Below are 19,296 nucleotides of genomic sequence, written 5' to 3'. Positions count from 1 at the left end.
TTAATGGGTGGCGCCGCCGCCAATTTTGACATCGTCATCCTGTTCAAGAGCGACGGCAATCGCCGTTTCCAGCGCCGCGCGTACCGTCGCGACCGACATACTCGCCTGCCCCGGGTGGGCCGCCGCCTGTTCAGGCAGATACGGAATATGGATAAAACCGCCCTTCTGTCCGCGTTTTCCCTGCAGCTGATGCAGCAAACCATACATCACGTGATTGCAGACGAAGGTGCCCGCGGTTTGCGACACCGAGGCCGGGATCCCCTGCTGGCGCAGCGCGCTGACGATCGCTTTGATCGGCAGCGTACTGAAGCAGGCCGCAGGGCCATTAGCGACGATCGGCTCATCGATCGGTTGCTGGCCTTTATTGTCGGGGATCCGCGCATCATCGACATTGATCGCTACACGTTCGACGGTGATATCGACACGGCCGCCGGCCTGTCCGACGGCAATCGTCAGCCGCGGTTGATAGGTTTCCAGCGCCGCCTTCAGCACCGTCAGCGCTTCGCCGAATACGCAGGGTAACTGTTTAGCCACCACCTGCTGTCCGCGAATAATCATGCCATCCAGCTGCTTAACCACTTCCCATGAAGGATTAACCGTTTCGCCGCCGAACGGCTCAAAACCGGTAATCAATACGCCAGCCATCATCCCTCCTTACAGGAACATCAGGAAATAGAGTAAGAATACATTGACGATAAGCAACAGGATACCGGTCGGTATCTGGGCTTTAATCACCGCGTTTTTATCCGGCAGTTCCAGCAGCGCCGCCGGGACAATATTGAAGTTCGCCGCCATCGGCGTCATCAGCGTGCCGCAGTAGCCGGAAAACATACCAATCGCCGCCATTACCGCCGGATTGCCGCCGTGCTGCAGGACTAAAATCGGAATGCCAACTCCGGCGGTCACAATCGGGAAAGCGGCAAAGGCGTTGCCCATCACCATTGTCAGCACCGCCATGCCGATGGCATACACAGCCACGGCGATAAAGCGGTTATCGACCGCCAGATAGTGCTCGGTCAGCCATGAAATGCTGGTTCCGACGCCCGCCGCGGTAAACAGCAGCCCCAGCACCGCGAGGATTTGCGGCAGGATAAAGGCCCAGCCGACGGAATCAAGCAAACGGCGCGCTTCCTGCATTGGCTGCGCCACCGTTTCATGCGTCATACGAATCGCCATCGCCAGGCCAATCAGCGTACCGACAGTCATCGAGAACAGAGTAATCAGCGTCGCGTGGTTGCCCGGCCCGAAGAGCGCCACCTGCCATGAGGGCAGATTGTTAAACAGCAGTACGCCAATGACGGTGACGACCGGAATCGCCAGCGCCGGAAAGAAAAGTTTGTTGCCGAGGCGTTTCGCGCTGGCGGTTTTCTCTTCCTGGGTACGCTGATGGTAGCTGCCGAGGCGCACGCCGCCAAAACCGGCGATCAGCGCCAGGACGACCACCACCCCGCCGACAGCGATATTCACCGTACGCTTATCGCCCACCAGTTGATATGTCCAGTCGCCGAGCAAGAACACCAGCCCGTACAGGCCCCAGAACAGACCGGTTGTCAGACGCCGCGGATTGCTTTTGTCGCGCCAGGACATGATAGCCACGACCAGCAGTACCGCTCCGGCCAGCCAGTATAAATAGGTTTGCTGGAAATTCATGCCGCACCGCCTTTCGCCTGTCCGGCGTTTATCCGGTCCAGCTCGCGCTGGAGATGGCGATCGAGTCGCCACAGGCGCGCGGCGTGGATCAGAAAGGCGCAGATCGCCGTCGGGATCCCCCACAGGGCAATATGCAACGGTTCTGTCTGGATCCCACCCGACTCCAGCATAAAGTTGTGCATGAAGATGATCGCGCCGAAGGCGACAAAAATATCTTCGCCGAAGAACAGCCCGACGTTATCGGTTGCCGCCGACATCGCGCGCAGGCGGTAGCGTACATTGCCCGGCAGCGGGCCAAAGCGCTTTTCCGCCGCCCCCTCCGCCATCGGCGCCAGCAGCGGGCGCACCATTTGCGGATGTCCGCCGAGGCTGGTCAACCCCAGAGCGGCGGTGGCTTCGCGCACAAACAGATAGACGATCAGCAGACGTCCGGCGGTCGCGCTATGGATCTTCGCGATCCACGCCTGCGCCCGCTCTTTCAGACCATGGCGCTCCAGCAGCCCGATCACCGCCAGCGGCAGCAGCAGAATAAACGGCAGATTACGGGTATTCAGGAAGCCCTCGCCCAGTTTCTCCAGAATAGTGGCTATTGGCATATGCGCCGCCACGCCGGTGACGATCCCGGAGATAATCACCACCAGCACCGGGTTAAAGCGTAATACAAAACCGACCACAATCACGGCAATGCCGATTAGCGGCCAGAGGGATATCGCCTCTTGCATAATAACGTCCTGTTCAGTTGTGAGTATTGTGAGTGTTGTTAATTATTTGATTTAATTATTATTAATAACTTAGGCGGACTATTACTCGAGGTCCGCGCTGACGTCGATATTCCGCCCGGCAAACGCGGCGCGCAAGCGTCGGGCGAAATCGAGCGCGTGAGCGCCATCGCCATGCAGGCAGACCGTTTCCGCCTTAACATGCGCCCATTCGCCGCTCAGGCTGCGCACCCGATTGTGCTGCACCATTTCCAGCGTTTGCGCCAGCGCCTGCTCTTCGCTCTCAATCAGCGCGCCCGGTTGGCTGCGCGGCACCAGGCTGCCGTCGGCCTGATAGCCGCGATCGGCGAAGACTTCCTGGCGCGTCGTCAACTGATAATGCTGTCCGGCGCGGATAAGCTCGCTGCCCGCCAGCCCAACCAGCACCAGGTCGGCGTCGGCATCGCGCACCGCACGGGCGATAGCGTCGGCCAAAGGCGGCTCTTTCGCCGCCTGGTTGTACAACATGCCATGCGGTTTGACGTGCCGCAGCTCGCCCCCCTGGGCGTGTACGATTGCCGCCAGCGCGCCAATTTGGTACAGCACCTGGGCGTAGACCGTCTCTGGCGGTAACTGCATCGCGGTTCGACCGAAATTTTCCCGGTCCGGGAAGCTCGGGTGTGCGCCAATAGCGACGCCGTTTTTCAGCGCCTCGCGCACGCATTGCTGCATGAGAACCGCATCGCCGGCGTGAAAGCCGCAGGCGATATTGGCGGAAGAGACCAGCTGCAGCAGCGCGCTATCGCTGGCGCAGCCTTCGCCGAGGTCGGCATTTAAATCAATTTTCATCGCTTAATCTCCAGGCCAGTTGTTCAAGGTAGCGCTGCTGGTCGGCGCGCGCTTTTAGCGCTTCCTCCAGCGAACAGGGGGTGAAATGGATCGGCTGACCTAGCGGAATTTGCGCCAGTTGGTACATATCGGCTTCAATAATGCAGGCTATACGCGGATAGCCGCCGGTGGTTTGCGCATCGTTCATCAACACAATCGGCTGGCCGTTATGCGGTACCTGTACCACGCCGGGCAGCAGGCCATGAGAGAGCATTTCCCGGTCGGTTGTGCGCCTGAGCGGCTGCCCCTGCAGGCGGTAGCCCATACGGTTGCTTTGCGGACTCAGCTTCCACGGCGAGCGCCAGAAAGACTCCTGCGACACGCTGTCGAATTCGTGATACTCCGGCCCCGGCAGCGCGCGAATAATATTGCCTATCGGCAGCTGTTTAACGCCGCGCGAGGCGCTAAAGCGGCGGGACGATTTCCCAATCTTCACTTGATCGCCATCCTGCAACCGGCGCCCTTCGATTCCGCCGATACCGACTTTCAGATCGGTAGAGCGGGAACCTAAAACTTCAGGGACATCAATACCGCCCGCGACCGCCAGATAGCTGCGGATCCCATGCTGAGGATTTTTCAGCACCAGCCGCTGCCCGGCCTTCGCCTCCATTCGCCAGCCCAACCAGACCGGCGCGCCGTCGAGCGTCGCTTCACAGGCGGCGCCGGTCAACGCGAACCAGCAGTGGCGGGTAAACTGCACATCGACCTGACCCAGCGTAATTTCCAGCGCCGCCGCCTCCGGCGCATTGCCCACCAGCAGATTGGCAATGGTCATCGCCGGTTTATCCAGCGCGCCGCAGCGGCTAATCCCCCACTGGCGCTGGCCTTCCCGGCCGCCATCCTGTACCGAGGTATACATGCCGGCGCGGATAAATTTCAACATACCCCCTCCTTCTGCGGCACAAAGCGCACGCGATCGCCGGAACGCAGCAGCACCGGCTCTTCACGTTTTGGATCGAATAATGCCAGCGGCGTGCGCCCCAGCAGCTGCCAGCCGCCCGGCGTCGCCAGCGGATAAATACCGGTTTGCGATCCGCCGATACCGACGGATCCCGCCGGTACCAGTACGCGCGGCTCGGCGCGACGCGGCATCGCCAGCTGCTCCGGCAGGCCGCCAAAATACGGAAACCCCGGCTGGAAACCCAGAAACCACACCATATACTCCACCGAAGAGTGCAGTTCGACCACCTGCTTTTCGCTCAACCCGCTATGGCGCGCGACGTCGCCAAGATCTGGTCCCGCCTCGCCGCCGTAGATAACCGGGATACTTATCTCACGGGATTCCGGCTCCAGCGCATCGCTCTCTTCCCACCAGCGCTGCAGCTTGTCAATCGCCTCCCACGCCATCTCCTGCGGACGACGCAGCACAACGGTGATGTTGTTCATCCCCGGGATCACTTCAACCACCTCTTCGCGATCGGTCAACCGCTGCGTCAGGCCCCAGATACGTTTTTGGCTCTCCAGGGTCACCGGAGGCTCAAGCTCCAGGACCACCGCCGTTTCACCTAACAGATAACAACGCGCTCGCTGCACTTTCTTCTCTCCCGTCAGGCAGGGTTAGGAATATCAATAAAGGTAACGTCCAGATCGGTCGTTTCCGTCAGCCATTCGCTGAGGGCGCGAATGCCGCCCCGCTCGGTGGCGTGGTGGCCGGCGGCATAAAAATGCAGGCCCTGCTCGCGGGCAGAGTGAATAGTTTGTTCCGACACCTCGCCGGTGATAAAGGCGTCCACGCCAAAGCGCGCCGCGGCGTCGATAAAGCTCTGGCCGCCGCCGGTACACCAGGCGACGCGGCTGACGGTGTCCGGCCCGGTATCGCCGCACCACAGCGGCTTGCGCCCCAGTCGCGCTTCGATCCACGAGGCCAGTTCGAGGCCGGAAACCGGCATCGACAGCTCGCCCCAAGGCACCAGCGGTTCGATTTCGCCGAGCACGTTAATCCCCAGCAGATGCGCCAGCTGCGCGTTATTGCCCAGCTCCGGATGGGCATCCAGCGGCAGGTGCCAACCGTAGAGATTGATATCGTTGGCCAGCAGGGTTTTCAGGCGACGGCGCTTCATGCCTCGGATCACTGGCGATTCGTTTTTCCAGAAATAGCCGTGATGAACAATCACCGCGTCCGCCTGCAGACGGACGGCCTCATCCAGCAGCGCCTGGCAGGCCGTCACTCCGGTGACGATCTTGTGCACCGTTTCGCGTCCTTCCACCTGCAGACCGTTAGGGGCGAAGTCACTGATGGCCGCACTATTGAGCTTGTCGTTAATCAGTTGTTCCAGTTCGCTATTTTTCATCGCCACTCCAGCAGATAATCAGGTTATACAAAGGCATAACATAACCATATCCATTCGGGTCGTCGATAGTCCGCTACCGTCACTGACCATGACTTTTTAACGAATCCCGCAATTTGTCTATTCATCCCGCCGCGCATTAGTGTATATTTATGCACTAATAAAGCATATTAAATAATCAGAAAGCCCCTAAAGCCATGAATATGACTGATAAATCGCTATTCATGCAGAACGATCGACTTTCGCTTTACGCCAGGAAACACACTTCATATGCAGACAACATCATCGCAACCGCGGGCGATCTACTACGTCGTGGCGCTGCAAATCTGGGAGTATTTTAGCTTTTACGGCATGCGCGCCCTGCTGATCCTCTATCTCACCAATCAGCTCAAATATGACGATAACCATGCCTACGCCCTGTTCAGCGCCTACTGTTCGCTGGTCTATGTGACGCCGATCCTCGGCGGCTATCTGGCCGATAAGCTGTTAGGCAACCGGATGGCGGTCATGCTCGGCGCGCTGCTGATGGCCATTGGCCATCTGGTGCTCGGGGCCAGCGAAACCGCTCCGCTTTTCCTGTACCTGTCGCTGGCGATCATCGTCTGCGGCTACGGGTTGTTTAAATCCAACGTCAGCTGTCTGCTGGGCGAGCTGTACGAACCCGCCGATCCGCGTCGCGATGGCGGCTTTTCGCTGATGTATGCCGCCGGCAATATCGGCTCGATTATCGCGCCGATCGCCTGCGGCTACGTACAGGAGGAGTATAGCTGGGCGATGGGCTTTGCCCTGGCGGCCATCGGCATGGTCGCGGGGCTGGTGATTTTCCTCTGCGGCAACCGTCATTTCCAGCATACCGCTGGCGTCAACCGCCAGGCGCTGTGCGCGCGCCGCTTCCTGCTGCCAAACTGGGGCTGGCTGCTGGTGTTGCTGGTTACCGCCCCGCTGCTGATTGCGGTACTGTTCTGGCAGGAGTGGTCGGTGTATGCCCTGATCGTGGCCACGGCCATTGGCCTCGCGGTACTGGCGCGGATCTACCTGCGCGCCGAAACCGATAAACAGCGCAAGGATCTGCGCCTGATCGTCGTCCTGACCGCCTTCAGCCTGCTGTTCTGGGCCTTCGCCCAACAGGGCGGGAGCTCCATCAGCCTGTATATTGACCGCTTCGTTAACCGCCATATCATGAGCTACGAAGTCCCTACCGCTATGTTCCAGTCAATCAACGCCTTCGCGGTGATGCTCTGCGGGATGGTGCTGGCGTGGCTGGTGAAAGAGAGCGTGAACGGCAATCGCACCGTGCGCATCTGGGGGAAATTTGCCCTCGGTCTGGGCCTGATGAGCGCCGGGTTCTGCATTTTGACCCTCAGCGCCCGCTGGTCGGCGGCCTATGGTCAGTCGTCCATGCCGCTGATGGTGCTGGGTCTGGCGGTGATGGGCTTTGCCGAACTGTTTATCGACCCGGTCGCGATGTCGCAGATCACCCGCATTGAGATCCCGGGTGTCACTGGGGTGCTGACCGGTATTTATATGCTGCTCTCAGGGGCCATCGCCAACTATCTGGCCGGCGTTATCGCCGACCAGACCTCGCAGGCGTCATTCGACGCCGCCGGAGCGGTGAACTACTCCATTGACGCCTACATTACCGTCTTCAGCCAGATCACCTGGGGCGCGCTGGCCTGCGTCGGCGTGGTGCTGGTCATCTGGCTGTATCATTCGCTGAAAGTCAGGACCCGCCGTCTGGCGGTGGAGTAATTCCTTTTCTGGCGGCCTCCCAGGCCGCCAGCGTCTCCTGCCGCGCCTGCTTGTGATCAACTATCGGGCGCGAATAATCCAGCGTGATCCCTTGTTTATCCGCCCACGCCCACGGCTGATGCAGGGCCTTCTCCGGCACCTTTGCCAGCTCCGGCAGCCAGCGACGTATAAACACCCCCTGTTTATCAAACTTTTCGCCCTGGGTTGTGGGGTTAAATATGCGGAAATAGGGCGCGGCGTCGGTGCCCGTTGAAGCCGCCCACTGCCAGCCGCCGTTATTCGCCGCCAGGTCGCCATCAATCAGCTGGCTCATGAAATAGCGCTCGCCCGCCCGCCAGTCGAGGCGCAAATCTTTGGTCAGGAAGCTGGCGACAATCATGCGCAACCGGTTATGCATCCAGCCGGTGGCGTTCAGCTGGCGCATGGCGGCATCGACTATCGGAAAACCGGTCTCCCCGCGCTGCCAGGCCTGCAGGGCGGCCTCCTCTGCGCGCCAGGCGACCTTATCTGTCCAGGCAGTAAATGGCCGTCCTTTACAGAGCTTCGGATAGTAGACCATCAGATGGCGGTAAAACTCGCGCCAGATCAGCTCGTTAAGCCAGGTGGCGCCGGCTCCGCCGTCCAGCGCGGCGGGATGTTCCGTCAGCAGACGATGCAGGCACTGGCGGGGGGACAGCACGCCGATGGCCAGGCAGGGCGACAGGCGACTGGTCCCTTCCACGGCCGGGAAGTCGCGCTGCCCCTCGTAATCCGCCGCCGCTTGCTGACAAAACGCGCGCAGACGCGCCAGCGCCGTTTTTTCATCCGCGGCAAACAGCAGCCCGTCAAACGGCGTTTGCGGGTAGTTAAGCTCAGGCAGCGGCGGCGCCTGGCGGGCAGGCGCCTGGCGCGGCTTCGGGGCCGCCACGCACGCCGGCAGCCCGTCCCGCAGACGGCGAATAAACGCATTTTTAAACGGGGTGAAGACTTTATACATTTCGCCGCCACCGGTCAGTACGCTGCCGGGCGGCAACAGGACGCTGTCGTCAAAGCCCTGGCAAATCACGTCGCACAAGGTGTTCTCAACGGCGGCATCGCGCTGGCGTTCATTGAATTCGTACTGATAGTTGTAGAACAGGTGACTGACCTGATGCTGCTGGCAAAAATCGGCCAGCCGTTCGACGCTGGCGGTAAAATCGTCCGCCTCTTCTACCCACAGCGGTATGCCCCGTTCCGCCAGCGCGGCATGCAGACTCTGTAAATGGCTGGCGATAAAAGCGGCCTGCCGTGGCGCCAGGTGATGTTCACGCCACTGCCCCGGGGTGGCGATATACAGCGCCAGCACCTGCGCCTGCGGATCGCGGCAGGCGGCAGCCAGCGCCAGGTTATCGTGAATGCGTAAATCCGTGCGTAACCAGACCAGATGGGTGGCCATATCACTCCTTATTATCCGTCAGCAATACTCATCTTATGATCTAAGCCGGCAAAAATAGCGCGCTCCGGCAAAATACGCACCTGCCAATTCCAAGGCGGCGCATAAAAACGAGTGTAGACAAGCGGCGAAAAAAAACCGCCGGGGCAACCCGGCGGTCTTGTTATTTTCTTCGCAGCAGGAGGATTAATAGAAATCGTGAGCGGCTTTCTCCGCCTGCGCCATCCACACCGGCTGCTCGCTGGTTTTCGACCACACCCGGTGCAGCCAGCTGTAGTAGCGGGCGCGATCTTTCCAGAACAGTATCACCGGCAGCGCTGCGACGCCAGCCACGACGGCGAAAGCACGACGCAGCAAAATAATATGAGCAGGATAAGCTTTGTACAACGCCATCATTTCTCTCCCCTTTGTCAGGCCGGCAAGCAGCGCCGGTAAAATTAATCATGTTTGTCTGAGCAAAATAATACCGCTCTGCTTGTAATTTTACTACTCATCCGACCACTAAAAAGCACGTATTTATACTTAATTTACATTCGCCACGTAAATTAGTTACGAAAAAGTTAAATTAATACTAACCATCAGTTAATTTGTGCCTTTGTCATTTTTATACTTTTTTTACACCGCACCCGCGGATTTTTGCGAAATCTTTGCGCCGTAATTTCTATCCTCCAGGTAAATCGAAAACACACCCGGAGGTGGATTGTGACTGCAGGCGTACTCACTGGCGTTGGGCTGGTGTTCCTGTTACTGGCTTATCTGGTTTATGCCTTGATACATGCGGAGGCATTCTGATGGCTGCCCAGGGATTTTTATTATTAGCCAGCTATCTGCTGGTATTGCTGGTGCTGGCGCGCCCGCTGGGGATGTGTCTGGCGAGAATGGTGAACGATATCCCGCTTCCCGGCCTGGCCGGCGTCGAGCGCGTCCTGTGGCGCGTGGCCGGGATCCGCGCCGAGGAGATGGGCTGGCTGCAGTATTTGCTGGCGATCCTGCTGTTTAACGCCCTCGGCGGCCTGGCGCTGTTTGCCCTGCTGATGCTCCAGGGCGTGCTGCCGTTTAACCCGCAGCACCTGCCGGGGCTGTCATGGGATCTGGCGCTCAATACCGCGATCAGCTTTGTCAGCAATACCAACTGGCAGGCTTACGCCGGCGAAAGCACCATGAGTTATCTCAGCCAGATGGTCGGCCTGACGGTGCAGAATTTCCTCTCCGCCGCCACCGGCATCGCCGTGGTCTTCGCCCTGACCCGCGCCTTCGCCCGGCAGAAAATGTCGACCCTCGGCAATGCCTGGGTCGATCTGACGCGCATTACCCTGTGGCTGCTGCTGCCGCTCTCTCTGCTGGTGGCCCTGTTCTTTATTCAGCAGGGCGTGCCGCAGAATCTGCAGGCCTACCAGCCCTTTACCACCCTCGAAGGGGTGCACCAGCTGCTGCCGATGGGGCCTGTCGCCTCACAGGAAGCGATTAAGCTGCTGGGCACTAACGGCGGCGGTTTCTTCAATGCCAACTCCGCCCATCCGTTTGAAAACCCGACCGCGCTGACCAATCTCGTGCAGATGCTGGCGATCTTCCTGATCCCGGCGGCGCTGTGCTTCGCCTTCGGCGAGGTGGTAAGCGATCGGCGTCAGGGACGCGCCATCCTGTGGGCAATGACGCTGATCTTTATCCTCTGCGTCGCCGTGGTGATGTGGGCGGAGACCCGCGGCAATCCGCATCTGCTGACGCTGGGTGCCGACAGCAGCCTGAATATGGAAGGAAAAGAGAGTCGCTTCGGTATTCTCGCCAGCAGTCTGTTCGCGGTGATCACCACCGCCGCCTCCTGCGGCGCGGTCAATGCCATGCATGACTCCTTCACCGCGCTGGGCGGCATGGTGCCGATGTGGCTGATGCAGATTGGCGAAGTGGTATTCGGCGGCGTCGGCTCGGGCCTGTACGGCATGCTGCTGTTCGTTATGCTGGCGGTATTTATCGCCGGGCTGATGGTCGGCCGCACCCCGGAGTACCTCGGGAAGAAAATCGATGTCCGGGAAATGAAAATGATCGCCCTCGCCATTCTGGTCACCCCGACGCTGGTGTTGCTCGGCACGGCGCTGGCGATGATGACCGACGCCGGCCGCGCCGGGATGTTCAACCCTGGACCGCACGGCTTTAGCGAAGTGCTGTACGCCGTCACCTCGGCGGCCAATAACAACGGCAGCGCCTTCGCTGGCCTGGGCGCGGCGACGCCGTTCTGGAACCTGCTGCTGGCGTTCTGCATGCTGGTCGGCCGCTTCGCCGTCATCATTCCGGTGATGGCCATCGCCGGCTCGCTGGTGGCGAAGAAAATTCAACCGGCCAGCCCCGGCACCCTGGCCACTCACGACGCCCTGTTTATCGGTTTACTGATCGGCACCGTGCTGCTGGTGGGCGCCCTGACCTTTATTCCTGCGCTGGCGCTTGGCCCGCTGGCTGAACACTTTTCCTTACTTTGAGCGATGCGGAGCACCCTGTTATGAGTCGCAAACAATTAGCCCTGCTGGAGCCGACGCTGGTGCGCCAGGCGCTGCTGGATGCCGTGAAAAAACTCAGCCCGATGGTGCAATGGCGCAATCCGGTGATGTTTATCGTCTGGGTGGGCAGTCTGTTAACTACCCTGCTGGCGATCGCCATGGCTGGCGGCGCCCTGACCGGTAGCGCCACCTTTACCGCCGCCGTCAGTATCTGGCTGTGGTTTACCGTGCTGTTCGCCAACTTTGCCGAAGCGATGGCGGAAGGCCGCAGCAAAGCCCAGGCCAACAGCCTGAAAGGGGTGAAAAAAACGGCCTTCGCCCGCAAACTGCGCGCCCCGCAGCATGACGCGCCGGTCGACCACGTGCCGGCGGAAGACCTGCGCAAAGGCGACGTGGTGCTGGTGGAAGCCGGGGATATTATCCCCTGCGATGGCGAAGTCATCGAAGGCGGCGCCTCGGTGGACGAAAGCGCCATTACCGGCGAATCTGCCCCGGTGATCCGTGAATCCGGTGGCGATTTTGCCTCGGTGACCGGCGGGACACGCATTCTCTCCGACTGGCTGGTGATCCGCTGCAGCGTGAACCCGGGAGAAACCTTCCTCGACCGGATGATCGCCATGGTGGAAGGCGCCCAGCGCCGTAAAACGCCGAACGAGATCGCCCTGACGATCCTGCTGATCGCCCTGACGCTGGTGTTCCTGCTGGCCACCGCCACCATCTGGCCCTTCTCGGCGTGGAGCGGCAATGCGGTCAGCGTTACCGTACTGGTCGCCCTGCTGGTGTGCCTGATCCCGACCACCATCGGAGGGCTACTGTCGGCCATCGGCGTCGCCGGGATGAGCCGTATGCTCGGCGCCAACGTGATCGCCACCAGCGGCCGCGCGGTGGAAGCCGCTGGCGACGTCGATGTTCTGCTGCTGGATAAAACCGGGACTATTACTCTCGGCAACCGCCAGGCCTCCGCCTTCCTGCCGACGCGCGGCGTGGAAGAGCGAACCCTCGCCGACGCCGCCCAGCTCTCCTCGCTGGCGGATGAAACCCCTGAGGGGCGCAGCATCGTGGTGCTGGCGAAACAGCACTTTAACCTGCGCGAACGCGATCTGCAGTCGCTGCACGCCACCTTTGTCCCCTTTACCGCGCAAACGCGGATGAGCGGCATCAATATCGATCAGCGCATGATCCGCAAAGGGTCGGTGGACGCCATTCGCCGCCACGTGGAGGCCAACGGCGGCCACTTCCCTGCCGATGTCGATAAACAGGTGGAAGAGGTCGCCCGCCAGGGTGCCACGCCGCTGGTGGTCGCCGAAGGGGAAAAGGTGCTGGGGATTATTGCGCTCAAAGATATCGTCAAAGGCGGCATCAAAGAACGTTTCGCCCAGCTGCGCAAAATGGGCATTAAAACGGTGATGATCACCGGCGATAACCGCCTGACCGCCGCGGCGATCGCCGCCGAGGCCGGCGTCGATGATTTCCTCGCCGAAGCGACGCCGGAAGCCAAGCTGGCGCTGATCCGCCAGTACCAGTCGGAAGGTCGTCTGGTGGCGATGACCGGCGACGGCACCAACGACGCGCCCGCGCTGGCTCAGGCCGACGTGGCGGTAGCCATGAACTCCGGCACCCAGGCGGCGAAGGAAGCGGGCAACATGGTCGACCTGGATTCCAACCCCACCAAGCTGATTGAGGTGGTCCATATCGGCAAACAGATGTTAATGACGCGCGGCTCGCTGACCACCTTCAGTATTGCCAACGACGTGGCGAAATATTTCGCCATTATTCCGGCGGCGTTTGCCGCGGTCTATCCTCAGCTGGCCATGCTGAACGTGATGGGCCTGCATTCGCCCTCATCGGCGATCCTCAGCGCCGTTATCTTCAACGCGCTGATCATCGTCTTCCTGATCCCGCTGGCCCTGAAAGGCGTCAGCTATCGCCCACTCTCCGCCTCGGCGATGCTGCGCCGCAACCTGTGGATCTACGGCCTCGGCGGTCTGCTGGTGCCCTTTATCGGTATTAAAGCCATCGACCTGCTGCTGACCCTGAGCGGTCTGGTGTGAGGAACAAACTATGTCATTGATTCGTCCGGCACTTGTGCTATTTATTCTGTTAACGCTGCTCACCGGCGGCGTCTATCCTCTGCTTACCACCAGCCTGGGACAATGGTGGTTTAACTCACAGGCCAACGGCTCGCTGATCCGCCTGAACGGTGAAGTGCGCGGCTCGGCGCTGATTGGCCAGAACTTCACCGCCGCAGGCTATTTCCAGGGCCGCCCGTCGGCCACCGCGGAGACGGCGGATAATCCCATGGCCTCTGGCGGCAGCAACCTCGCCGCCAGCAACCCGGCGCTGGATAAAGCGGTGAGCGAGCGCGTGCAGGCCCTGCGCGCCGCCAACCCGGACGCCGACCCGCGGGTGCCGGTCGAACTGGTCACCACCTCGGCGAGCGGTCTCGATAACAACCTGACTCCGGCCGCCGCGCTGTGGCAGGTGCCCCGGGTGGCTCAAGCGCGCCAGCTGAGCGTTGAGCAGGTAACCCAGTTGGTGAATCAGGCCACACAAACCCCGCTGCTGAGCTTCCTTGGCCAGCCGGTGGTCAATATACTGCAACTCAATATGGCGCTGGATGCCCTGAAGGATAAGTAAATGAGTGACGAGCCGCTGCGCCCGGACCCTGACCGCCTGCTGCAGCACACCGCCGCCCCGCATCGCGGCAAACTGAAAGTGTTCTTTGGCGCCTGCGCCGGGGTGGGGAAAACCTGGGCGATGCTGGCGGAAGCGCAGCGGCTGCGCGCCCAGGGGCTGGATATTCTGATTGGCGTGGCGGAGACCCACGGCCGTAAAGAGACCGCCGCGATGCTGCAGGGCCTGAGCACTCTGCCGCCGCGGCGGCTTGCCCATCGCGGGCGGTACGTCTATGAGTTCGATCTCGACGCCGCCCTCGCCCGCCGTCCGGCGCTGATTCTGGTAGATGAGCTGGCGCACAGCAATGCGCCAGGCTCCCGCCATCCAAAGCGCTGGCAGGATGTGGATGAACTGCTGGAGGCCGGGATAGATGTTTTCACTACCGTTAACGTCCAGCATCTGGAAAGCCTGAATGACGTCGTCAGCGGGATCACCGGCGTGCAGGTGCGGGAGACGGTTCCCGATCCCTTCTTTGACGCCGCGGACGACGTGGTGCTGGTGGACCTCCCCCCTGACGATCTGCGCCAGCGGCTCAATGAGGGCAAAGTCTACATCGGCGGCCAGGCCGAGCGCGCTATCGAAAACTTTTTCCGCAAGGGCAATCTGATTGCGCTGCGCGAGCTGGCCCTGCGCCGCACCGCCGACCGCGTCGATGAGCAGATGCGCGCCTGGCGCGACCGCCAGGGCCAGGAGAAAGTCTGGCACACCCGCGATGCGATCCTGCTCTGTATTGGGCACAACACCGGCAGCGAAAAGCTGGTGCGCGCCGCCGCCCGGCTCGCCGCCCGCCTGGGCAGCGTCTGGCATGCGGTGTATGTCGAGACCCCTTCCCTGCACCGGCTGCCGGAAGGCCGGCGGCGGGCTATTCTCGCCGCGCTGCGTCTGGCCCAGGAGCTGGGGGCCGAAACCGCCACCCTCTCCGACCCGTCGGAAGAGAAAGCGGTCCTCCATTACGCCCGCGAACATAACCTCGGCAAAATCGTCATTGGCCGCCAAAGCAAGCGCCGCTGGTGGGATCGCAGCGGCTTCGCCGATCGTCTGGCTCGCCATGCGCCGGACCTCGATCTGGTGGTGATCGCCCTCGATGAGAAACCCTTCCCCCTTGCCGCACGCGCCAGCGACAGCCGTCCGGCGCTGGAGAAATGGCGCCTGCAGCTGCAGGGCTGCGCGGTGGCGGTGGCGCTATGCGCCATCATTACCCTGGTGGCCATGCAGTGGTTGATGGCCTTCGAAGCCGCCAACCTGGTGATGCTCTATCTGCTGGGGGTGGTGCTCATCGCCCTGGTCTATGGCCGCTGGCCATCGGTGCTGGCGACGGTGATCAACGTCATCAGCTTCGATCTCTTTTTTGTCGCCCCGCGCGGAACGCTGGCGGTGTCGGATGTCCAGTATCTGCTCACCTTCGGCGTGATGCTCACCGTGGGCCTGCTTATCGGCAACCTCACCGCCGGCGTGCGCTACCAGGCGCGGGTGGCGCGCTACCGCGAACGCCGTACCCGCCATCTGTATGAGATGTCTAAAGCGCTGGCGGTGGGTCGCAGCCAGCAGGATATCGCCACCACCAGCGAGCGGTTTATCGCCTCCACCTTTCAGGCCCGCAGCCAGCTGCTGCTCCCGGACGCCCAGGGAAAACTGCTGCCCTTAACCCACCAGCCAGGGCTGACCCCGTGGGATGATGCCATCGCCCGCTGGAGCTTTGATAAGGGGCAGCCTGCCGGCGCCGGCACCGATACCCTGCCCGGCGTGCCGTATCAGATCTTGCCCCTGAAGAGCGCCGCCCGCACCTGGGGACTACTGGTGGTGGAACCGGAGAATCTGCGCCAATTGATGATCCCGGAGCAGCAGCGGCTGCTGGAGACCTTTACCCTGCTGGTGGCCAGCGCCCTGGAGCGCCTCACCCTGACCGCCAGCGAAGAGCAGGCCCGGCTGACCAGCGAGCGGGAAAGCCTGCGTAACTCGCTGCTCGCCGCCCTGTCGCACGATCTGCGTACTCCGCTAACCGTGCTGTTTGGCCAGGCGGAAATTCTGACCCTCGATCTGGCCAGCGAAGGTTCAAAACATGCCCCGCAGGCCAACGAAATCCGCCAGCATGTGCTCAACACCACCCGGCTGGTGAACAACCTGTTGGATATGGCGCGGATCCAGTCCGGCGGCTTTAATCTGCATAAGGAGTGGCTGACGCTGGAGGAAGTGGTCGGCAGCGCGCTGCGCATGCTCGAGCCAAGCCTCGGCGGCCAGCATATTCAGCTGGATTTACCCGATCCCCTCCAGCTGGTGCATGTCGACGGGCCGCTGTTCGAGCGGGTGCTGATCAACCTGCTGGAAAATGCCCATAAGTATGCCGGCGCCCGGGCGAGCATCGGCATCCGCGCCGAGGCGGACGCCCGGCAGCTGTCGCTGGAGGTATGGGATAACGGTCCTGGGATCCCGGCAGGCCAGGAACAGACTATCTTTGATAAATTCGCCCGCGGCAACAAAGAGTCGGCGATCCCTGGCGTCGGGCTGGGCCTTGCCATCTGTCAGGCCATCGTCGACGTCCACGGCGGGACCATCTCCGCCAGCAACCGGCCCGAGGGCGGCGCCTCATTCCGTGTTACACTGCCGGGAGAAACGCCCCCTGAACTGGAAGAGCTACCTGAGGAATTGTGATTAACGTTCTGATTATCGAAGACGAACACGCTATCCGACGCTTTCTGCGCACCGCGCTGGAAGCCGACGGCATGCGCGTATTTGAAGCGGAAACCCTGCAGCGTGGGCTGATTGAAGCCGCCACCCGTAAGCCCGACCTCGCGATCCTCGATCTCGGCCTGCCGGATGGTGACGGCATTGATTTTATTCGCGACCTGCGTCAGTGGAGCCAGATGCCGATTATCGTCCTGTCAGCGCGTAGCGAAGAGCATGACAAAATTGCCGCCCTGGATGCCGGCGCCGATGACTACTTAAGTAAACCCTTTGGCATCGGCGAGCTGCAGGCCCGCCTGCGCGTCGCGCTGCGTCGCCACGGCGCGGCGCAGGCCGATGAGCCGGTGGTGCGCTTCGCTGACCTGGAGGTCAATATCCCCGCCCGCCGCATCCTGCGCGGCAGCGAAGAGATCCACCTGACGCCTATCGAGTTTCGCCTGCTGGCGGCGCTGTTGAATAATCCCGGCAAAGTGCTTACCCAGCGCCAGCTGCTAAATCAGGTGTGGGGGCCTAACGCCGTGGAGCACAGCCACTATCTGCGGATCTATATGGGTCATCTGCGACAAAAGCTGGAGGCCGATCCGGCACGGCCGCAGCATTTGCTGACCGAAACCGGGATTGGCTATCGCTTTATGCCCTGAATCCCGCCTCTGCAGTACCAGAGGCTGGCGATTTTCAGCCCTTCAGAGAGCAGCAGAAAGCCTGCCAGGATCGCTAAATGCCGGACGCCGGCAGCCTGAATCAGCCACAGGCCCAGCGATAGCGAAGGCTGCATAAACAGCAGCCTGAGCGGCGCCTGCCCCCAGGCCAGCCACAGCGCATAGCGGCTCTGGCGGAAAAAAAAGATCATCGATAGCGGGATGCTGATAATCAGCAGAACATTCAGCGGGTACAGCCAGACCGCCGCGGAGCCCCAGGTGTGCAGCAGCTGGAGATAAGCCAGCAGATCGTCGTAAAAAGGGAGGCGGCGGTGGGCAATATTCCACCATAAGAATTGCAGGACGAAAAAGAGATCCATCCACGCCCAGAACAAAAACAGAGACTTCCGTTGTATTTTCATCGCTATCCTTGCGAAAAAAATCAGGCCCGCAAGGGGCCTGATGGTAGTGCGTCGTTAAGCGTTCTTCAGCACTTCGCTGACAATCTCTACCGCTTCTTTTTCAATCAGCTTGCGATGCTCTTCGCCGAGGAAGCTTTCGCAGTAGATCTTGTAGGCGTCTTCGGTGCCTGACGGACGCGCCGCGAACCAGCCGTTGTCGGTCATCACCTTGAGGCCGCCAATCGCCGCCCCGTTGCCCGGCGCCGCGGTCAGACGGGCAGTGATCGGATCCCCCGCCAGGGTGTCAGCGCTGACCATTTCCGGAGAGAGCTTGGACAGCGCCGCTTTCTGCGCGGAGGTCGCGGAAGCCTGCAGACGGTTATAGCTCGGCGCACCGAAGCGTTCCGCCAGTTCGTTGTAATGCTCCTGCGGGTTTTTCCCGGTCACCGCGGTGATTTCCGCCGCCAGCAGGCACATGATGATGCCGTCTTTATCGGTGGACCACGGCGTGCCGTCGAAGCGCAGGAAGGAGGCCCCGGCGCTCTCTTCGCCGCCGAAGCCGAAGCTGCCATCGAACAGGCCGTCGACAAACCACTTAAAGCCCACCGGCACTTCCACCAGCTTGCGGCCCAGATCGTTCACCACGCGGTCAATCATCGCGGAGGAGACCAGCGTTTTACCCACCGCCACCTCTTTGCCCCACTGCGGACGATGCTGGAACAGGTAGTTGATCGCTACCGCCAGGTAGTGGTTCGGGTTCATCAACCCCGCCGGGGTGACAATCCCGTGGCGGTCGTAATCCGGGTCGTTAGCAAACGCCAGATCGAACTTATCGCGCAGCGCCAGCAGGCCGGCCATCGCACACTCTGAGGAGCAATCCATGCGGATGGCGCCGTCTTTATCGAGGTGCATAAAGCGGAAGGTCTGATCCACCTGATCGTTAACAATGGTCAGATTGAGCTTGTAGTGCTCGCCAATGCGTTTCCAGTATTCGATACCGGACCCGCCCAGCGGATCGACGCCCAGCGTCAGGCCGGCTTTCTGGATTGCGGCCATATCGACGATATCCGCCAGCCCCTCAATGAACGGCTGCACCAGATCCTGTTCTTTAACGTGGCCAGAAGCCAGCGCCGCGTCCAGAGAAATGCGTTTCACGCCCTGCAGGCCCGCGGCCAGCAGTTCGTTGGCGCGGTTTTCCACCACTTTGGTGACGTTGGTATCAGCCGGGCCGCCGTTTGGCGGATTGTACTTGATACCACCATCTTCCGGCGGGTTGTGTGACGGGGTGATCACAATGCCGTCCGCCAGCGGACCGCCTTTTTTGTTATGCACCAGAATCGCGTTGGAGACCGCCGGCGTCGGGGTGAAGCCGTTGTTTTCCTGCACGATCACGTCGACGCCGTTGGCGGTTAACACTTCCAGCACCGAAATAAACGCCGGCTCGGAGAGGGCGTGGGTATCTTTGCCGACATAGCACGGACCGGTGATCCCGTTTTTCGCACGATCTTCCGCAATGGCCTGGGCGATGGCCAGGATATGCGGTTCGTTGAAGTTGTGGCGCGCCGCGCTGCCGCGATGGCCAGAGGTGCCGAATTTTACCGCATGCTCCGCATTACCGACTTCAGGCTTCAGCACGTAGTACTGAGCAGTCAGTTGGGCGACGTTAATCAAATCACTCTGTTGCGCAGGCTGCCCCGCACGTTTATCGATTGCCATTGCCTGATCC

General features: G+C 61.1%; 18 protein-coding genes. 7 read left to right on the top strand and 11 right to left on the bottom strand.

Annotated elements, in window-relative coordinates; all coding sequences use genetic code 11:
- The 7 genes from pcp to HMPREF3140_RS25135 all read right to left on the bottom strand — a co-directional run bounded on the left by pcp (window position 1) and on the right by HMPREF3140_RS25135 (window position 5,527).
- Entirely contained in the window at window positions 1-645 is a 645-nt protein-coding gene (pcp, locus tag HMPREF3140_RS25165; RefSeq protein ID WP_016947164.1) for a pyroglutamyl-peptidase I, read from the bottom strand.
- Window positions 646-654: 9 nt separating this feature from the next.
- Window positions 655-1,650, bottom strand: coding sequence for a DUF979 domain-containing protein (locus tag HMPREF3140_RS25160; RefSeq protein WP_004176855.1), 996 nt, complete (start codon window positions 1,648-1,650; stop codon window positions 655-657).
- Window positions 1,647-2,372, bottom strand: coding sequence for a DUF969 domain-containing protein (locus HMPREF3140_RS25155; RefSeq protein ID WP_002894928.1), 726 nt, complete (start codon window positions 2,370-2,372; stop codon window positions 1,647-1,649). Before HMPREF3140_RS25155 ends, HMPREF3140_RS25160 begins: the two co-directional genes overlap by 4 nt.
- Window positions 2,373-2,453: 81 nt before the next feature.
- A complete protein-coding gene (gene pxpA, locus HMPREF3140_RS25150; RefSeq protein ID WP_004176856.1) occupies window positions 2,454-3,197 on the bottom strand; it encodes a 5-oxoprolinase subunit PxpA in 744 nt (247 codons plus the stop codon).
- Window positions 3,187-4,119 (bottom strand): 5-oxoprolinase subunit PxpC, encoded by a 933-nt coding sequence (gene pxpC / locus HMPREF3140_RS25145; protein ID WP_004183433.1) that lies wholly within the window; start codon window positions 4,117-4,119, stop codon window positions 3,187-3,189. Before pxpC ends, pxpA begins: the two co-directional genes overlap by 11 nt.
- Window positions 4,113-4,769, bottom strand: coding sequence for a 5-oxoprolinase subunit PxpB (pxpB, locus tag HMPREF3140_RS25140; protein ID WP_004176857.1), 657 nt, complete (start codon window positions 4,767-4,769; stop codon window positions 4,113-4,115). Before pxpB ends, pxpC begins: the two co-directional genes overlap by 7 nt.
- Window positions 4,770-4,783: 14 nt before the next feature.
- Complete coding sequence (locus HMPREF3140_RS25135) at window positions 4,784-5,527, bottom strand: type 2 GTP cyclohydrolase I (protein ID WP_004176858.1); 744 nt, start codon at window positions 5,525-5,527, stop codon at window positions 4,784-4,786.
- Window positions 5,528-5,794: 267 nt separating this feature from the next.
- Between HMPREF3140_RS25135 and dtpD the strand changes: the two genes are divergently transcribed.
- Window positions 5,795-7,273 (top strand): dipeptide permease DtpD, encoded by a 1,479-nt coding sequence (gene dtpD, locus HMPREF3140_RS25130; protein WP_004199663.1) that lies wholly within the window; start codon window positions 5,795-5,797, stop codon window positions 7,271-7,273.
- On the opposite strand, the gene phrB is transcribed toward dtpD, so the two are convergent.
- Window positions 7,245-8,687, bottom strand: coding sequence for a deoxyribodipyrimidine photo-lyase (gene phrB / locus HMPREF3140_RS25125; protein WP_032411062.1), 1,443 nt, complete (start codon window positions 8,685-8,687; stop codon window positions 7,245-7,247). The two genes, dtpD and phrB, sit on opposite strands and share 29 nt — an antisense overlap.
- A gap of 183 nt (window positions 8,688-8,870) precedes the next feature.
- Complete coding sequence (locus HMPREF3140_RS25120) at window positions 8,871-9,080, bottom strand: DUF2517 family protein (protein ID WP_175437607.1); 210 nt, start codon at window positions 9,078-9,080, stop codon at window positions 8,871-8,873.
- Window positions 9,081-9,386: 306 nt separating this feature from the next.
- On the opposite strand from HMPREF3140_RS25120, the gene kdpF reads away from it, so the two are divergent.
- Genes kdpF through kdpE form a run of 6 tightly spaced genes read left to right on the top strand, consistent with a single transcriptional unit; the run spans window position 9,387 to window position 17,172 of the window.
- Window positions 9,387-9,476, top strand: a complete 90-nt coding sequence (gene kdpF, locus HMPREF3140_RS28025) for a K(+)-transporting ATPase subunit F (protein ID WP_020323459.1) — start codon at window positions 9,387-9,389, stop codon at window positions 9,474-9,476.
- Window positions 9,476-11,155: a potassium-transporting ATPase subunit KdpA gene (gene kdpA / locus HMPREF3140_RS25115; protein WP_004152226.1), complete on the top strand. Its 1,680-nt coding sequence runs from the start codon at window positions 9,476-9,478 to the stop codon at window positions 11,153-11,155. Before kdpF ends, kdpA begins: the two co-directional genes overlap by 1 nt.
- A 20-nt stretch (window positions 11,156-11,175) precedes the next feature.
- Window positions 11,176-13,224 carry a potassium-transporting ATPase subunit KdpB gene (kdpB, locus tag HMPREF3140_RS25110; protein WP_023284857.1) on the top strand — a complete coding sequence of 683 codons (2,049 nt, stop codon included), beginning with the start codon at window positions 11,176-11,178 and terminating at the stop codon, window positions 13,222-13,224.
- A 10-nt stretch (window positions 13,225-13,234) separates the two neighbouring features.
- Window positions 13,235-13,810 carry a potassium-transporting ATPase subunit KdpC gene (gene kdpC / locus HMPREF3140_RS25105; RefSeq protein WP_004142248.1) on the top strand — a complete coding sequence of 192 codons (576 nt, stop codon included), beginning with the start codon at window positions 13,235-13,237 and terminating at the stop codon, window positions 13,808-13,810.
- Window positions 13,811-16,498, top strand: a complete 2,688-nt coding sequence (kdpD, locus tag HMPREF3140_RS25100) for a two-component system sensor histidine kinase KdpD (RefSeq protein ID WP_004176863.1) — start codon at window positions 13,811-13,813, stop codon at window positions 16,496-16,498.
- Window positions 16,495-17,172 carry a two-component system response regulator KdpE gene (gene kdpE, locus HMPREF3140_RS25095; protein WP_002894776.1) on the top strand — a complete coding sequence of 226 codons (678 nt, stop codon included), beginning with the start codon at window positions 16,495-16,497 and terminating at the stop codon, window positions 17,170-17,172. The genes kdpD and kdpE overlap by 4 nt, the downstream gene beginning before the upstream one ends.
- Here the strand turns inward: kdpE and HMPREF3140_RS25090 are convergent.
- Both HMPREF3140_RS25090 and pgm read right to left on the bottom strand, forming a co-directional pair.
- Window positions 17,154-17,591, bottom strand: coding sequence for a hypothetical protein (locus HMPREF3140_RS25090; protein ID WP_004176864.1), 438 nt, complete (start codon window positions 17,589-17,591; stop codon window positions 17,154-17,156). The genes kdpE and HMPREF3140_RS25090 overlap by 19 nt on opposite strands.
- Window positions 17,592-17,645: 54 nt before the next feature.
- Entirely contained in the window at window positions 17,646-19,286 is a 1,641-nt protein-coding gene (gene pgm / locus HMPREF3140_RS25085) for a phosphoglucomutase (alpha-D-glucose-1,6-bisphosphate-dependent) (protein ID WP_002894773.1), read from the bottom strand.
- Window positions 19,287-19,296 lie beyond the last annotated feature (10 nt).

The organism is Klebsiella sp. HMSC16A12 (genome assembly GCF_001808265.1).
GTDB lineage: Bacteria > Pseudomonadota > Gammaproteobacteria > Enterobacterales > Enterobacteriaceae > Klebsiella > Klebsiella pneumoniae.
The sequence above is the reverse complement of the archived record's forward strand: the minus strand, read 5'-3'. Positions and strand labels throughout refer to the sequence as shown.

Coding starts and splice junctions, on each gene's coding strand:
- HMPREF3140_RS25155 (WP_002894928.1), bottom strand. CDS start 2,372: ATGCAAGAGGCGATATCCCTCTGGCCGCTAATCGGCATTGCCGTGATT.
- HMPREF3140_RS25120 (WP_175437607.1), bottom strand. CDS start 9,080: ATGATGGCGTTGTACAAAGCTTATCCTGCTCATATTATTTTGCTGCGT.
- HMPREF3140_RS25135 (WP_004176858.1), bottom strand. CDS start 5,527: ATGAAAAATAGCGAACTGGAACAACTGATTAACGACAAGCTCAATAGT.
- pxpA (WP_004176856.1), bottom strand. CDS start 3,197: ATGAAAATTGATTTAAATGCCGACCTCGGCGAAGGCTGCGCCAGCGAT.
- phrB (WP_032411062.1), bottom strand. CDS start 8,687: ATGGCCACCCATCTGGTCTGGTTACGCACGGATTTACGCATTCACGAT.
- pxpC (WP_004183433.1), bottom strand. CDS start 4,119: ATGTTGAAATTTATCCGCGCCGGCATGTATACCTCGGTACAGGATGGC.
- kdpD (WP_004176863.1), top strand. CDS start 13,811: ATGAGTGACGAGCCGCTGCGCCCGGACCCTGACCGCCTGCTGCAGCAC.
- kdpB (WP_023284857.1), top strand. CDS start 11,176: ATGAGTCGCAAACAATTAGCCCTGCTGGAGCCGACGCTGGTGCGCCAG.
- kdpA (WP_004152226.1), top strand. CDS start 9,476: ATGGCTGCCCAGGGATTTTTATTATTAGCCAGCTATCTGCTGGTATTG.
- pgm (WP_002894773.1), bottom strand. CDS start 19,286: ATGGCAATCGATAAACGTGCGGGGCAGCCTGCGCAACAGAGTGATTTG.
- HMPREF3140_RS25160 (WP_004176855.1), bottom strand. CDS start 1,650: ATGAATTTCCAGCAAACCTATTTATACTGGCTGGCCGGAGCGGTACTG.
- pcp (WP_016947164.1), bottom strand. CDS start 645: ATGGCTGGCGTATTGATTACCGGTTTTGAGCCGTTCGGCGGCGAAACG.
- HMPREF3140_RS25090 (WP_004176864.1), bottom strand. CDS start 17,591: ATGAAAATACAACGGAAGTCTCTGTTTTTGTTCTGGGCGTGGATGGAT.
- kdpC (WP_004142248.1), top strand. CDS start 13,235: ATGTCATTGATTCGTCCGGCACTTGTGCTATTTATTCTGTTAACGCTG.
- dtpD (WP_004199663.1), top strand. CDS start 5,795: ATGCAGACAACATCATCGCAACCGCGGGCGATCTACTACGTCGTGGCG.